The sequence below is a fragment of the Mycobacterium sp. genome, from assembly GCF_049608025.1.
Lineage (GTDB): Bacteria > Actinomycetota > Actinomycetes > Mycobacteriales > Mycobacteriaceae > Mycobacterium.
On sequence record NZ_JBMYXC010000005.1, the window covers coordinates 66,908 to 81,090 of the forward strand.

Here is a 14,183-nt window from a genome sequence, read left to right on the forward strand (position 1 = left end):
TGCCAGTCCGGCCCGCACGACGAGGCCGGTCAGGCACGATGGGACGGTGACCGATACCGCCACCGTCTTCCCCGCCCACAAGGTGATCACGATGGATCCGGCCTGCGCCGACGCGACGGCGGTGCTGGTTACCGGCAATCGCATCACCGCCGTCGGAGACGCCGACGAACTGGCAAGCCTGCCTGAGGTGCGAGTTGACACCAGCCTCGCCGGCGCCGTGGTACTCCCCGGACTCATCGATCAGCACCTGCACCCGGTTCTGGGAGCGAGCACGCTGGTCACCGACGTGATCGCCACCGAGGACTGGGATCTGCCGGGCCGGATGTGTCCTGCTGCAACCACCCAGGACGAGTACCGACACCGGCTGCGCGATGTCGAGCAGGCGATGACTGGCACCGACGAGTGGCTGTTCAGTTGGGGATATCACAAGCTGTGGCACGGGCACCTCGACCGCTCTGTACTGGACGGGATCAGCCGGAGCCGCCCGATCGCGGTGTGGCAGCGCAGCTGTCACGAATGGTTCCTGAACTCAGCGGCCATCGCCGCCCTGGGGATCACGGCGGACGCGATGGCCGGGCACGGGGCGGCGAGCGCGATGGTCGACATCGAATCCGGGCACTGGTGGGAATCCGGCATGAACCTGTTGTTTCCCGCTCTGGCGCCACACTTCATGACCGAGGAGCGGATTGCGGCGGGCCTGCGCCAGATGGTCGCCTATCTACGGCGCAATGGTGTCACTGCGTTCAACGAGCCGGGCATCATGTGGGGAATCGAACCGTGGCAGCTCTACCAGGACATCCTCGGTGCCGCCGAGACGCCGATGACATCGACGTTCCTCGTCGACGCACGCAGCCAGGCCGATTCCGGGATGGCTCCCGAGGATGCGGTTGCCGATGCCGAGCGCCAGGTCGCGGGCGCCTGCGAAGGTAAGGTTCGGCTGCTTCCCAAACAGGTGAAATTGTTCGCCGACGGCGCGATCATCAGTCAGCTCATGCAGATGCGGGAGCCCTACCTCGATGACCACGGTCATCCCGATCTCTGCCATCACGGCGAATGGATGATGCAGCCGGACACCTTCCGTGCGTTCGCCCGCGTGTACTGGAATGCCGGCTGGCAGTTGCACATTCACGTCAACGGTGACGCAGCGCTGGATCTGGTGCTCGACACCATCGAGGGCTGCATGGCCGAGCACCCGCGCGTCGATCATCGATCTGTCATCGTGCATTTCGCCAATTCGACCGAGGAACAGATCGACCGCATCGCCGCGGTGGGCGCTATCGTCTCGGCCAACCCCTACTACCCCGTCGGCTTCGCCGACAAGTACGCCGCGCATGGTCTGGGCCCCTCGCGTGCCGACGCCATGGTGCGCGCAGCGTCGGTGCTGCGGCGCGGCATCCCGCTGTCGTTTCATTCCGACCTGCCGATGGGTCCCGCCGCTCCGCTGACGCTGGCCTGGTGCGGGGTCAACCGCATCACCCCCAGTGGTCGCGTCGCGGGTCCTGAGCACCGCATCTCCGTCCATGACGCCCTGCGGGCGGTCACGATCGAGGCCGCCTACTCCTGGCGGATGGAGGACGAGCTAGGCACCATCACCCCGGGAAAGCTGGCCAACTTCACTGCACTCGGGGCCGATCCGTATGCCGTCGACCCTGAACGGCTCAACGAGATCCCGGTGCTGGGTACCGTCTACGACGGTCGGTGGTTTCCGCTCTGACCTGGCCGGCGCGATTTAGCCGTACTTGATCGACAGCGCCATGCCCACGATGGAGACGACCCAGATACCGACGACGAACAGTGTCAACCGGTCCAGGTTCTTTTCGACCACCGTGGAGCCCGACAAGCTGGATTGCACGCCGCCACCGAACAGGCTGGACAGGCCGCCGCCCTTGGCGCGATGCAGCAGAACCAGGAGCACGATCAGCACACTGGTCGCGACCAGGACGATCTGCAGGCCTAATTGCATGGGCGCCAGACTACAGGTTGTGCCTGGTCGGTCCCACTCAGGGCAGGGGCCCGCCGGCGGCGATCGCCGACAGCGTGGCGAACTGCTCACTGTCCAGCGACGCGCCGCCCACCAGGGCGCCGTCGACGTCTGACTGACCGGCTATCTCGCCGATGTTCTTGGCATTGACCGATCCGCCGTAGAGCACCCGCACTCGGTTGGCGATCTGGGGCGTTGCGAGGTTGCCCAACTCGCTCCGGATCGCCTCACAGACCTCCTGCGCATCGGCGGCGCTGGCGACGCGACCGGTACCGATCGCCCATACCGGTTCGTAGGCGATGACCGATTTGCCGATTTGTTCGGCCGACAGCCCCGCCAGCGAGCCCCGCAGTTGGTTGACGTTGTATTCGACGTGGTTGCCGGCCTCGCGGACATCAAGGTGCTCGCCGATGCAGATGATCGGGGTCAACCCGTGCTTGAGCGCGGCGAGCGCCTTCGCGGCGACCAGGGCGTCGCCCTCGTCATGGTAGGTCCGCCGCTCCGAGTGGCCCACCACGGCGAACGTGCAACCGAGCTTCGCCAGAAAGGCGCCGCTGATCTCGCCGGTATAGGCCCCCGAGTCGTGCTGGGACACGTCCTGCGCTCCGTAGGTGAGCCGCAGTTTGTCTCCGTCGATGAGGGTCTGCACGCTCCGCAGGTCGGTGAACGGCGGGATCACCGTGACGTCGACTTTGTCGAAGTATTTGTCCGGCAACGAGAAAGCGATCTTCTGCACCAAAGCGATAGCCTCGAAGTGATTGAGGTTCATCTTCCAGTTGCCAGCGATCAGCGGCTTGCGCGACACGAGGGTCTCCTAGGTCTGAAGGTCAGGATTGCTCTAGTACTTGAATACCGGGCAATTCGGTGCCCTCAAGGTATTCCAGCGACGCACCACCTCCGGTGGAAATGTGCGAAAACCCATCCTCGGGCAGGCCCAGTTGACGGACGGCGGCTGCTGAGTCCCCGCCGCCCACCACACTGAAAGCACCCTTGGCGGTGGCCGAGATGATGGCTTCGGCAACGCCCTTGGTGCCGGCTGCGAAGGCGGGGAACTCGAAGACCCCCATGGGGCCGTTCCAGAAGATCGTCTTGGCGTTGGACAACAGCGCGGTGAACCGCTTCACCGATTCCGGTCCCACGTCCAGACCCATCTTGTCGTCGGGAATCTGATCGGCGGCCACCGTTTCCGGCGCCGAATCGGCCGAGAACTTCTCCGCCACCACGACGTCGACCGGCAGATGCAGAACATCGCCATAGGTATCGAGCAGTTTGCGGCAGGTCTCGATCATGCCCTCTTCGAGAAGAGAGCTCCCCACCGAAAAACCCTGTGCAGCAAGGAATGTAAAGCACATCCCGCCGCCGATCACCAGGCTGTCGGCCTTGGTGGCCAGCTTCTCGATCACAGCCAGCTTGTCTGAGACCTTCGATCCGCCCAGCACCACAGCGTAGGGCCGTTCACCCGCGGCGGTCAGCTGCTCCAGCACCTTGACCTCGGTTGCCACCAGCGTGCCCGCGTAGTGCGGCAGCAATCCGGCGACGTCGTACACCGAGGCCTGCTTTCGATGCACCACACCGAACCCGTCCGACACAAAGGCGCCGGCTGCGCCGTCCGGGGCGGCCACGAGTTCACTGAGCTCGCCGGCCAGGGAGGCGCGCTCGGCGTCATCCTTGCTGGTCTCCCTGGCATCGAATCTGATGTTCTCCAGCAGCAAGATGTCGCCGTCGGTCAGGCCCTCGGCGCGGGCCAATGCGTCACTGCCCACCGGCGAGCCATCGGGGCCACCGGCCAGTTGGACGTGACGGCCCAGCTCCTTCCCCAGCGCCGCGGCCACCGGGGCAAGGGATAATTTCGGGTCCGGCTTGCCCTTGGGTCGGCCCAGGTGTGCGGCCACGACAACTTTGGCACCGGCGTCACTCAGCGCCTTCAGCGTCGGCGCCGAGGCGATGATCCGGCCCGGGTCGGTGATGTTGCCATCGCCATCGAGGGGGACGTTGAGATCGGAGCGCACCAGCACGCCCCGCCCCGCAACCCCCTCGGACAGAAGGTCATCGAGAGATTTGATGGACGACGAAGCCATCGGATTTACAACGACTTGCCGACCAGGCCGACCAGGTCGACCAGGCGGTTGGAGTAGCCCCACTCGTTGTCGTACCAGGAGACGACCTTGGCCTGGTTGTCGATGACCTTCGTCAGTCCCGAGTCGAAGATCGAGCTGTGCGGGTCGGTGACGATGTCACTGGACACGATCGGCGCATCGTAATACTTGAGGATGCCCTTGAGCGGGCCTTCGGCCGCGGCCTTCATCGTGGCGTTGATCTGTTCGGCGGTTCCGGGCTTGGCCAGTTCTACGGTCAGGTCGGTTGCCGAACCGGTAGGGATCGGCACCCGCAGTGCGTAACCATCCAGTTTGCCTTTGAGCTCGGGCATCACCAGCCCGATGGCCTTGGCCGCGCCGGTGGAGGTGGGCACGATGTTGAGTGCGGCGGCGCGCGCCCGGCGCAGATCCTTGTGCGGACCGTCCTGCAGATTCTGGTCCTGGGTGTAGGCGTGGATGGTGGTCATCAATCCCCTGACGATGCCGAACTCGTCGTTGAGCACCTTGGCCATCGGCCCCAGGCAGTTGGTGGTGCAGGACGCGTTGGAGATGATGTTCTGGCTGCCGTCGTACTTGTCCTCGTTGACGCCGAACACGACCGTGATGTCCTCGTCCTTGGCCGGCGCGGAGATGATGACCTTCTTGGCGCCGGCCTCGAGGTGTCCGCGCGCCCGCGCGTCAGTGAAAATACCGGTGGACTCGACGACGACATCTACCCCCAAGTCTCCCCACGGAAGCTCAGGCAGCGGCCCTTTGTGCTCGAGCGCCTTGATCTTGATATCGCCGACGACGATGGTGTCGTCGCCCTCGAGGCTGACGTCATAGGGCAGCCGGCCCAGGATCGAGTCGAACTTCAGCAGATGAGCCAGCGCGGCATTGTCGGTGAGGTCATTGACGGCCACGATCTCGATGTCGGTGTTCTTTCCCCCGGCTCGCTGCGCATCCAGCGCGCGAAAGAAATTGCGTCCGATGCGGCCGAAGCCGTTCACGCCTACCCGGATCGTCACGTGTCTCTCCTTCTTGTATCTGCTCAACTGCCCAATATCTGTTCAACTGCTGTATCTGTTCAACTGCTGAGTTCGATCTTGTTGATGCGATCAGCGAACTGCTCGTCAACCAGCCTAGTGCTTGGCGGTACCCCGGCGCGCGGCCTGTCCCGAGCCGACCTCAGAGCGCTCCCAAACTCTGGTCGACGTAGGGGTTGCCCAGCCATTTGCGCCGGATTCGCTGCAACGTGCCGTTCTCTTCCAGCTCGGCTTGAGCATCCCGGAGTCGGCGGGCGAGGGTCTGGTCACCCGGCGCCACCGCGATCGCGATGTGCTCCACCGAAAGGCCGCGCTGCACCACCTGAACACCCGGGCTGACGCGCTGTACTTTCTTCACCGCCTCGGTCAGCACCGGAGCCAGCGCCATCACGGCATCACAGTCGCCGGTGCTCAGGTCGGTGATCGCCGCGCCCAAGGCGCCGCGGTCGTAACGGCGCAACTTGGCGGCCTTGCCTTCGGCGACAAGACGCTCGGCGATCGGCTCACCGGTGTGGCCGCGCTGCACACCGAGGGTCAGACCCGCCAAATCGTCGACGCCGTGCAGGTGCGGCCGCCGACCGGTGTCGACGGCCAGCGCCTGCCCAGAGATCAGGTACGGCGCAAGGAACTCCGCCTTGCGCCGGCGGCCCGGTGTCACGGTCGCGCCCGTGGCGACGCAGTCATAGCCGCCGGCGCCGAGTCGATCGAAGATTCCGTCCAAATCCCCGCAGCCGGATCCCTCGATACCCCGGTACGCCACGAACTCGACGGACTCGCCGAGCGCACCGGCAAGTTCGGTCATCAGCTCAATGTCGAGGCCGGTGTCGCCCGGCATCGCATTGAAGGGCGGGTCCGGGTAGGCCGCCCCCACTGTGAGGCCGGCCTCCACGATCAGGCGTCTTCCAGAAGATCCGGAGTCACGGCCGACTCGGTGTCGGGCACACCGGACTGTTTGGCTTTGCGGTCTGCCATCGATAGCAGGCGTCGAATGCGTCCTGCCACAGCATCTTTAGTCATCGGCGGATCGGCCAGCCGACCGAGTTCCTCCAGCGATGCCTGCCGGTGGGCGACGCGCAGGCTGCCCGCGGCGGCCAGGTGGTCAGGCACCGAATCACCGAGAATCGCCAGCGCACGTTCCACCCGCGCTGCGGCGGCTACCGCGGCACGCGCGGATCGGCGCAGGTTGGCGTCATCGAAGTTGGCCAGCCGATTGGCGGTCGCCCGCACCTCGCGGCGCATCCGCCGCTCCTCCCAGGTCAGCCGGGTGTCCTGAGCGCCCATACGCGTCAGCAGCGCGCCGATCGCCTCGCCATCGCGGACCACCACCCGGTCGCTGCCGCGTACCTCGCGGGCCTTCGCGCTGACGCCGAGGCGCCGGGCCGCGCCGACGAGTGCCAACGCCGCCTCGGGGCCGGGGCAGCTGACCTCCAGCGCCGACGAACGTCCCGGTTCGGTGAGCGACCCGTGCGCCAAAAATGCTCCGCGCCAGGCGGCCTCGGCGTCCGCAACACTGCCACCGACCACCTGGGCGGGCAGGCCACGCACCGGTCGGCCCCGCAGGTCGAGCAGGCCTGTCTGCCGCGCCAGCGCCTCACCGTCGTTGGCGACCCGCAACACGTACCGCGTGCTCTTGCGGATACCACTGGCAGACAGCACGTGGACCACCGCGTTGTAGCCGTACAGATCGTAGATGTCCTTGCGTAGCCGACGCGCGATGACGCCCAGGTCTACCTCAGCTTCAACCACCACCCGCCCGGACACGATGTGCAGCCCGCCGGCGAAACGCAGCAGGGAAGCCACCTCGGCTCGGCGTGCGCTCACCGAATTCACCACTAACCGGCTGAGCTCATCCTTGACCTCGGCTGTCATCGCCACGGGTCGTCACCTCTCGGTCCGTTCGCTGTCGGTGCGGGCGCAGTCGGCGGTGTCGTCTGGGTCGGGCCGGTCGCCGCCATCGGCCGCCTGCGAACCCCTTCCAGCGCCGCGGCCAACTTCGCCGGGTCATGTAAAGGTGTACCAGGTCGGGAAACTTCAGCATATTCAACGTGGGCGTCCAGGATGCCGGCGGTCCGGCGCAGTTGCTCCCGCTCGCGGTCGCTCGGCACCCGGCTCGAATCGACGATGATGTCATCCACGGTGAATTGCGGCGCGTGTTGGGCGAGCACGTGGATATGTCGCTCGACGGAGAAACCCGCCGTCTCCCCCGGCTCGGCCACCAAGTTGAGCACCAGGGCACGTCGAGCCGTGGTCGCCTGTAATGCCGCCGCCAGCTGCGGCACCAGGACGTGCGGGATGACGCTGGTGAACCACGAACCCGGTCCGAGCACCACCAGGTCGGCGTTCATGACCGCATCGACCGCCTGCCGGGTCGCGGGCGGATCGCCCGGCAGTAGCCGCACTCTGCGGACCTTGCCCACGGTGGTGGCGATCGCCACCTGACCGCGGATCGCACGGCTGACCCGGGGGTCGGACTCCAGACCCACGACGTCGGCCTCGATGCCGAGCCCAACCGGGCTCATCGGGAGCACCCGGCCATTGACCCCCAGAACGCGGCCCAGTTCGTCGAGCGCCGCGACCGGGTCTGCGAGCACCTCCATGAGCCCCGCCAGCATCAGGTTGCCTATCGGGTGGCCCGCCAGCGCGCCGCTGCCGCCGAACCGATGCTGGATGATCGTCGCCCACAACCTGCCTTGCGGGCTGTCGGAAGCCAACGCTGCCAACGCCATTCGGAGATCCCCGGGTGGTACCACATCCAATTCGCTGCGCAGCCGGCCAGACGAACCGCCATCGTCGGCGACCGTGACTACCGCGGTGACATACGGGGTGATCCGGCGCGCCGCCGATAGAGTGGCGTAGAGCCCATGGCCGCCACCGAGCGCGACGATGCGTGCGCTCATTCGCGACCCAGATCCCGGTGCAGCACCCGGACTGTCAAGGAGTCCCCGGCCTGCAGACGATCCGAGAGCGCCTCGGCCATCGCCACGCTGCGATGCTTGCCGCCCGTGCACCCGATGGCGACGGTCATGTATCGCTTACCCTCGCGACGGTATCCCTCAATCACGACACCCAGTAGCCGATGGTAGGAATCGAGGAACTCCACGGCGCCGGGCTGGCCGAGCACGTAGTCGCGGACCTCGGGATGCTGCCCGCTGTGCGGGCGCAGACTGTCAACCCAATGGGGGTTGGGCAGGAACCGGACGTCCATCACGGTGTCGGCGTCCATCGGCAACCCGTACTTGTACCCGAAAGACTCCACGGTGACGTTGGTGTGCGCCACAGTCTCGCCACCGAATGCCCGCTCGATGCTCTCCCGCAGTGCGGGAACCGATAGGTCCGAGGTGTCAATCACCAGATCAGCGGCGGCCCGCACCGGTGCCAGCATCGCCCGTTCCGCGGCGATGCCCTCGGCAAGGGTCTGGTTGCCCTGCAACGGATGACTTCGGCGATTCTGTTCGTACCGGCGCACCAGGATGTCGTCGGCAGAATCCATGAACAGCACCTGCGGCGTGATGTTTCGGGTCGCCAATTCGCTGCGCACCCAGTCCAGGTCGCCGGTGAAGCCCCGGGAGCGCACGTCCATCACCACCGCAAGCTGGGTGATACGTGAACCCGCGGCAAGCCCCAGATCGACCATCTGAGCGATCAGTTCCGGCGGCAGGTTGTCGGCGACGTACCAGCCGAGATCTTCCAGTACCTTGGCCGCGGTGCCCCGGCCGGCGCCGGACAGGCCAGTGACGAGCACCACGTCGATGCCATGGGATTCCAGTGGCCCCCCGGCGCCGGCACTGGCGGCCCCTTCACGCAGTTCCTCGTACATTCCCTGCTCTGTCATCCCGATACTCTGCTCTGATCATTGCCGATATCCGGAGCCGACGCTCCCGAATCAACCTTAGAGTCTTCCTCCGCATCGACTTCGGCAGCTCCGGCAACCATGGAGACCGGCTCGGCTTCCGCGCCCCGCGGGTCTTCGGCCGGACAACCCAGCGCCTCGAGGACGGCCCGCGCCGTCGCTACGCCAATTCCCGGCACCGCGGTGATCTCCTCGAGGCTGGCTTGTTTCAGCCTCGCCACTGACCCGAAGTGGCTGACCAGAGCCTTGCGGCGATGCTCGCCCAACCCGCGCACCGAATCGAGCGCTGACGCGGTCATTCGCTTGGAGCGCTTGCTGCGATGGTAGGTGATCGCGAACCGGTGGGCCTCGTCGCGCACCCGTTGCAGCAAATACATCCCGTCACTGTTTCGCGACAGGATCACCGGCTCCTGCACCGTCTGCTCGTAAGCCGGCACCCACACCTCTTCCAAACGTTTGGCCAGCCCGATCACCGCGACGTCGGCGATGCCAAGATCCTCGAGAACCGCGGCAGCGGCATTGACCTGAGGAGCTCCGCCGTCGACGACGAACAGGTTGGGCGGGTAGGCGAACCTGGCCGGACGAGCGCCGGCGGCAGAACCATCTTCGGGGCGGGCTTCCGCGCCGGAGTGCTGGGCATCGCGCAGGTGGTACTGGAACCGCCGACGGGTCACTTCCGCGATGGAGGCGACGTCGTCGGAACGGCCATCGCCGGCCGCCTCTCTGATCGCATAGTGCCGATAATCGGCCTTCCGCGGCAGTCCGTCCTCGAACACCACCAGAGAGGCCACTACGTCGGTCCCCTGCACGTGGCTCACGTCGACGCACTCGATGCGCAACGGCGCGTCTTCGAGGCCCAGGGCATCTTGAATACTCTGCAGCGCAGAGCTTCTCGCAGTGAAGTCGCCGGCCCGTTTCAGTTTGTGCTGGGTGAGCGCGTCCTGCGCATTGCGCTGGACTGTCTCGGCGAGCGCCCGCTTGTCCCCGCGTTGCGGGACCCGAAGCGAAACCCGCGAACCCCGCAGCTGACTCAGCCACGCCTCCAGCTGCTCGGCGTTGCCCCCCAAAACCGGTACCAGAACCTCCCGCGGCACTGGGTTCGTGGCCTCGTCGACCGCAGCGCCGAGCTCGGCCTGATCGCCGTAATACTGCGTCAGGAACTGTTCGACCAGGTATTCCGTGGTGGACTGGCTCGGCTCACCTGATTTTTCGATGACCCATCCACGTTGCCCGCGGACGCGCCCGCCCCGGACATGGAACACCTGCACTGCGGCTTCCAACTCATCTTCGGCGAAGGCCACAACGTCGGCGTCGGTGCCGTCACCCAACACCACCGCCTGCTTCTCGAGCGCCCGCCGCAGCGCGGAGATGTTGTCGCGCAGCCTGGCGGCCCGCTCGAAATTCAACTCGGCGGCGGCGGCATTCATCTGCTGTTCCATGTCACGGATCAGGCGGTCGGTCTTGCCTGCGAGAAAGTCACAAAAGTCGAGCACGATTTGACGGTGCTCCTGCGCGCTGACTCGACCGATGCACGGCGCTGAGCATTTGTCGATGTAGCCGAGCAGACATGGTCGGTTAATCTGCTTGTGCCGCTTGAACACTCCCCCTGAGCAGGTTCTCGCCGGAAAAACTCGCGTCAGTAGGTCCAGTGTCTCGCGGATCGCCCAGGCGTGCGAGTACGGGCCGAAATAGCGGACCCCCTTGCGGCGTGGACCGCGATAAACCATCAGCCGCGGGTATTCCTCGTTGAGCGTGACCGCCAGCACTGGGTAGGACTTGTCGTCGCGATATCGGATATTGAACCGCGGGTCGAATTCCTTGATCCAGTTGTACTCCAGTTGAAGCGCCTCGACCTCGGTGTTGACAACCGTCCACTCGACCCCGGCGGCGGTTGTCACCATCTGGCGGGTCCGCGGCGCGAGGCCGGCAAGATCGGCGAAGTAGGAATTGAGCCGGCTGCGCAGGCTCTTGGCCTTGCCGACGTAGATGACCCTGCCATGCGCGTCGCGGAATCGGTAGACACCCGGTTGGACGGGTATCGACCCCGGAGCGGGTCGGTACGTCGCTGGATCGGGCACGAACCCCAGGCTACTGCGGCGTCCCGAGGGAGCGAATCGACAGCCACGGAGGCCGCCTGCCCGGGCACGCCGAGGGCCGGCGAAACGCCGCCGAGGGTGGCTGCCACAGAGCTCAGCTCAGCGCGGCGCCGCCACGCGTTGCCGCAAAATCAGCACCGCAGCACGTCGACAGGATCGATCCACGGATTGAGGCCATGCATCGTTGATTCAAAGCCCTGTGAAACGCTACCGACCGTGGCCGACCCAACGAGCATCCCCACCAACAATGCCCAGCCCTGGCGCCGAACGCTGGCCCTCATCGCCCTACGGGTGGCGGCAGTGCTGTGGTTCGTCTGGGGTGTATTCCACGTGATCGTCGGCATAACTGTCATTCAACTGCTGGCCGGTGAGCATCCCGAAGGTGCTCTCAGTTCCGTTCCGGCAGTGGTCGATGTCGAGTTCTTCGGCACCGACTCAACGTTCGCCATCATCGCCTCTCTGCAACAGAACGGCTTCAACCTGGCCTGGTTCGGCCTCATCGTCACGATCGCATCGGTCTTCGTGTGGCGAGTCTGCAAGCTCGCCGTCGTGACAAGCATCGTCGTCGGCGGACTGGCCGATCTCGGCTACTTCCTGTACGTCGACTTACCCGGCTACGCCGAGCCGCCCGGGCCACAGATGACGTACATCATGGTTGCCGCCATCGGCCTCTCTGTGTATGCCTACTTCACCAGCGACAGGTTCGCCATCATCCAAGCCCTCAAAGCGAAATGACGGGCAGCGGCGCGGAAAAGCGAACCTAGCCCAAACCTAGCCCCGGGGATTCGACACAGGAACTCAAACGGGGAAGGGGGAAGTAGGCAAACCCATCGGACAGCACGGTGCGCCCACGAAGCCGGTCACTCGATGTGGGGCTGGTAACGCGCCAGCACGGCGCGAACCCCGTCCATCGCCTCTACTGCACGCCCCTTGTCCACGGCCTGGATGGCCATCACCGCCACGTACTCGTCGTCGGGCAGGTCCAGCCGCGCCCAACGCGCTCCGGGGTGAAATGCCACACCACGAACTTCGCTCCAGGGAAACAGCCGGTAGCCGAATAGATTTCGCACTGCGACCCCGGCCGGCCCGACCCGCAGCCGAGGTCGCGCGAACAGGCACACGAACCCGGCGATGATCGCTCCCACGGCCACAATCGCCACCTGGTCGGCGGTGCGGAAGATCACTCCGGTCGAGGATGCCTTGAGCAGCAGACCGACCACGATGTGCACGGCCAGGATTATCGCCGCCGTGCCGTAGGCAAAAATCGGTGTCAGGTGCGGCTTGACCTCGATGTCCCAGCTGTCGCTGTTGCGTCTTCTCATGAGTTCAGCCCGCGCAATGTGAGCGCGGTGGTCAGTGCCGCGGCTGCAGCCTGAGCACCCTTGTCCTCGACCGATTCCGGCAGCCCCGCCCGATCCAGCGCCTGTTGTTCGGTGTTGACGGTGAGCACCCCGTTGGCGACGGGCGTGGACGTATCCAGCGACACCCGTGTCAGACCCTGCGTGACCGCATCACAGACGTAGTCGAAATGCGGTGTCGCGCCGCGGATCACCACCCCAAGCGCCACCACCGCGTGGTGGTTGGCCGCCAACGCCTGGGCCACCACCGGGATCTCGATGGCGCCCAGCACCCGAACGATCGTCGGATCCGCGATTCCCGCAGCAGCCGCGGTGATTCTCGCTCCCTCGAGCAGTGCGTCGCAGATGGTCTCGTGCCAGGTGCTGGCCACGATGCCCAAGGTGATGTCCGAGGCGTCGATCGTGGGCAACTCGGGGACACCCGCAGCGGGGCTCATACCGCGCCGCCAAACTCTCCGGGCAGGGCCTCGTCGAAGTCCTCCAGGCCGACGAGATCGTGACCCATGCGGTCCCGCTTGGTCATCAGGTACCGAATATTCTCCGCGTTGGCACGCACCGGCAGCGGGACCCGTTCGATGATGTGCAGACCGTACCCGTCCAGGCCGACCCGCTTGGCCGGGTTGTTGGTCAACAGTCGCATCGACCGCACACCGAGGTCGCCCAGTATTTGCGCCCCTATCCCGTAGTCGCGGGCGTCGGCCGGAAGCCCCAGTTTGAGATTGGCGTCGACGGTGTCATCACCGGCATCCTGGAGTTGGTAGGCCTGCAATTTGTGCATCAGCCCGATACCCCGTCCTTCGTGGCCGCGCATGTACAGCACCACCCCGCGACCTTCGTGAGCCACCAGAGCCAGCGCAGCGTCCAACTGCGGGCCACAATCGCAACGACGGGATCCGAACACGTCACCGGTGAGGCACTCGGAGTGCACCCGCACCAGTACGTCATGGCCGTCACCGTGCGGACCGGCGATGTCGCCGCGGACCAGGGCGACGTGTTCGACCTCTTCGTAGATGCTGGTGTACCCAACAGCCCGGAACTCACCGTGGCGGGTCGGGATGCGCGCTTCGGCGACTCGCTCGATGTGCTTTTCATGCTTGCGTCGCCACTCGATGAGGTCGGCGATCGAGATCAGGGCAAGGCCGTGCTCGTCGGCGAAGATCCGCAGTTCATCGGTCTGCGCCATAGCCCCTTCGTCTTTTTGGCTGACGATCTCGCAGATCGCGCCGGCGGGCTGCAGCCCGGCGAGGCGGGCCAAGTCGACCGCGGCCTCGGTGTGACCGGGACGGCGCAGCACGCCGCCGTCCTTGGCGCGCAGCGGCACTACGTGACCCGGCTTGGTGAACTCGCCCGCGCTACTGGCCGGATCGGCCAGTAGCCGCATCGTCGTGGCGCGGTCAGACGCCGAAATACCCGTTCCAACACCACTTTTCGCGTCGACAGTGACAGTGTAAGCGGTACCGTGCTTGTCCTGGTTGACCGCGTACATCGGCAGCAGGCCGAGCCGGTCGCAGACTTCACCGTCAAGCGGCACGCACAGGTACCCCGAGGTGTAGCGGACCATGAAAGCAACGAGTTCGGGGGTGGCCTTCTCGGCTGCGAAGATCAGGTCGCCTTCGTTCTCGCGGTCCTCGTCGTCGATGACGACCACGGCCTTGCCTGCAGCGATGTCAGCCACCGCCCGCTCGACCGAATCAAGCTTCGTCATCTTCACCACCCTGCCGGTCTCGGCGCCAGAACCTACAAAGCAAACAAGTCAATCCCTCGAGGACTGTCCTTC

14 protein-coding genes are annotated in these 14,183 nt (G+C 65.7%); 2 read left to right on the forward strand and 12 right to left on the reverse strand.

The window, feature by feature from the left end; genetic code table 11:
- Positions 1-46 precede the first annotated feature (46 nt).
- Complete coding sequence (locus ACPGXI_RS03185; RefSeq protein ID WP_526649719.1) at positions 47-1,714, forward strand: amidohydrolase; 1,668 nt, start codon at positions 47-49, stop codon at positions 1,712-1,714.
- A gap of 15 nt (positions 1,715-1,729) precedes the next feature.
- Here ACPGXI_RS03185 and secG read toward each other — a convergent pair whose 3' ends face one another.
- The 9 genes from secG to uvrC form a co-directional block, all read right to left on the reverse strand.
- The gene (secG, locus tag ACPGXI_RS03190) at positions 1,730-1,963 is read right to left on the reverse strand and encodes a preprotein translocase subunit SecG (RefSeq protein ID WP_526649721.1); all 234 of its coding nucleotides are present in this window, start codon (positions 1,961-1,963) and stop codon (positions 1,730-1,732) included.
- A gap of 37 nt (positions 1,964-2,000) precedes the next feature.
- Positions 2,001-2,786 (reverse strand): triose-phosphate isomerase, encoded by a 786-nt coding sequence (gene tpiA, locus ACPGXI_RS03195; protein ID WP_526649723.1) that lies wholly within the window; start codon positions 2,784-2,786, stop codon positions 2,001-2,003.
- A 22-nt stretch (positions 2,787-2,808) separates the two neighbouring features.
- Positions 2,809-4,059, reverse strand: coding sequence for a phosphoglycerate kinase (locus ACPGXI_RS03200; protein ID WP_526649725.1), 1,251 nt, complete (start codon positions 4,057-4,059; stop codon positions 2,809-2,811).
- A 5-nt stretch (positions 4,060-4,064) separates the two neighbouring features.
- Positions 4,065-5,084 carry a type I glyceraldehyde-3-phosphate dehydrogenase gene (gap, locus tag ACPGXI_RS03205; protein ID WP_526649727.1) on the reverse strand — a complete coding sequence of 340 codons (1,020 nt, stop codon included), beginning with the start codon at positions 5,082-5,084 and terminating at the stop codon, positions 4,065-4,067.
- A 160-nt stretch (positions 5,085-5,244) separates the two neighbouring features.
- Positions 5,245-5,991: an ABC transporter substrate-binding protein gene (locus tag ACPGXI_RS03210; RefSeq protein WP_526649728.1), complete on the reverse strand. Its 747-nt coding sequence runs from the start codon at positions 5,989-5,991 to the stop codon at positions 5,245-5,247.
- Positions 5,992-5,993: 2 nt separating this feature from the next.
- Positions 5,994-6,977 carry a DNA-binding protein WhiA gene (gene whiA, locus ACPGXI_RS03215; protein ID WP_526649730.1) on the reverse strand — a complete coding sequence of 328 codons (984 nt, stop codon included), beginning with the start codon at positions 6,975-6,977 and terminating at the stop codon, positions 5,994-5,996.
- Positions 6,968-7,999 carry a uridine diphosphate-N-acetylglucosamine-binding protein YvcK gene (gene yvcK, locus ACPGXI_RS03220; RefSeq protein ID WP_526649732.1) on the reverse strand — a complete coding sequence of 344 codons (1,032 nt, stop codon included), beginning with the start codon at positions 7,997-7,999 and terminating at the stop codon, positions 6,968-6,970. Before yvcK ends, whiA begins: the two co-directional genes overlap by 10 nt.
- Positions 7,996-8,919, reverse strand: a complete 924-nt coding sequence (gene rapZ, locus ACPGXI_RS03225) for an RNase adapter RapZ (RefSeq protein ID WP_526649814.1) — start codon at positions 8,917-8,919, stop codon at positions 7,996-7,998. The genes yvcK and rapZ overlap by 4 nt, the downstream gene beginning before the upstream one ends.
- Positions 8,920-8,930: 11 nt before the next feature.
- Complete coding sequence (gene uvrC / locus ACPGXI_RS03230) at positions 8,931-11,030, reverse strand: excinuclease ABC subunit UvrC (RefSeq protein ID WP_526649734.1); 2,100 nt, start codon at positions 11,028-11,030, stop codon at positions 8,931-8,933.
- Between the two features lie 234 nt (positions 11,031-11,264).
- Between uvrC and ACPGXI_RS03235 the strand changes: the two genes are divergently transcribed.
- Positions 11,265-11,783, forward strand: coding sequence for a hypothetical protein (locus tag ACPGXI_RS03235; RefSeq protein WP_526649736.1), 519 nt, complete (start codon positions 11,265-11,267; stop codon positions 11,781-11,783).
- A 125-nt stretch (positions 11,784-11,908) separates the two neighbouring features.
- Here ACPGXI_RS03235 and ACPGXI_RS03240 read toward each other — a convergent pair whose 3' ends face one another.
- From ACPGXI_RS03240 to ACPGXI_RS03250, 3 genes are read right to left on the reverse strand one after another with little or no spacing between them, the layout of a single operon-like run.
- On the reverse strand, positions 11,909-12,370 hold the full coding sequence (locus tag ACPGXI_RS03240; RefSeq protein WP_526649738.1) for a PH domain-containing protein: 462 nt from the start codon (positions 12,368-12,370) through the stop codon (positions 11,909-11,911).
- Positions 12,367-12,843: a 6,7-dimethyl-8-ribityllumazine synthase gene (gene ribH / locus ACPGXI_RS03245; RefSeq protein WP_526649740.1), complete on the reverse strand. Its 477-nt coding sequence runs from the start codon at positions 12,841-12,843 to the stop codon at positions 12,367-12,369. Before ribH ends, ACPGXI_RS03240 begins: the two co-directional genes overlap by 4 nt.
- On the reverse strand, positions 12,840-14,111 hold the full coding sequence (locus ACPGXI_RS03250; protein ID WP_526649742.1) for a bifunctional 3,4-dihydroxy-2-butanone-4-phosphate synthase/GTP cyclohydrolase II: 1,272 nt from the start codon (positions 14,109-14,111) through the stop codon (positions 12,840-12,842). The genes ribH and ACPGXI_RS03250 overlap by 4 nt, the downstream gene beginning before the upstream one ends.
- Positions 14,112-14,183: the final 72 nt, after the last annotated feature.

Bases quoted from the DNA above. Each gene is read 5' to 3' on its own strand.
- ACPGXI_RS03240 (WP_526649738.1), bottom strand. From the start codon at position 12,370: ATGAGAAGACGCAACAGCGACAGCTGGGACATCGAGGTCAAGCCGCAC.
- ACPGXI_RS03250 (WP_526649742.1), bottom strand. From the start codon at position 14,111: ATGACGAAGCTTGATTCGGTCGAGCGGGCGGTGGCTGACATCGCTGCA.
- secG (WP_526649721.1), bottom strand. From the start codon at position 1,963: ATGCAATTAGGCCTGCAGATCGTCCTGGTCGCGACCAGTGTGCTGATC.
- rapZ (WP_526649814.1), bottom strand. From the start codon at position 8,919: ATGTACGAGGAACTGCGTGAAGGGGCCGCCAGTGCCGGCGCCGGGGGG.
- yvcK (WP_526649732.1), bottom strand. From the start codon at position 7,999: ATGAGCGCACGCATCGTCGCGCTCGGTGGCGGCCATGGGCTCTACGCC.
- ACPGXI_RS03200 (WP_526649725.1), bottom strand. From the start codon at position 4,059: ATGGCTTCGTCGTCCATCAAATCTCTCGATGACCTTCTGTCCGAGGGG.
- ribH (WP_526649740.1), bottom strand. From the start codon at position 12,843: ATGAGCCCCGCTGCGGGTGTCCCCGAGTTGCCCACGATCGACGCCTCG.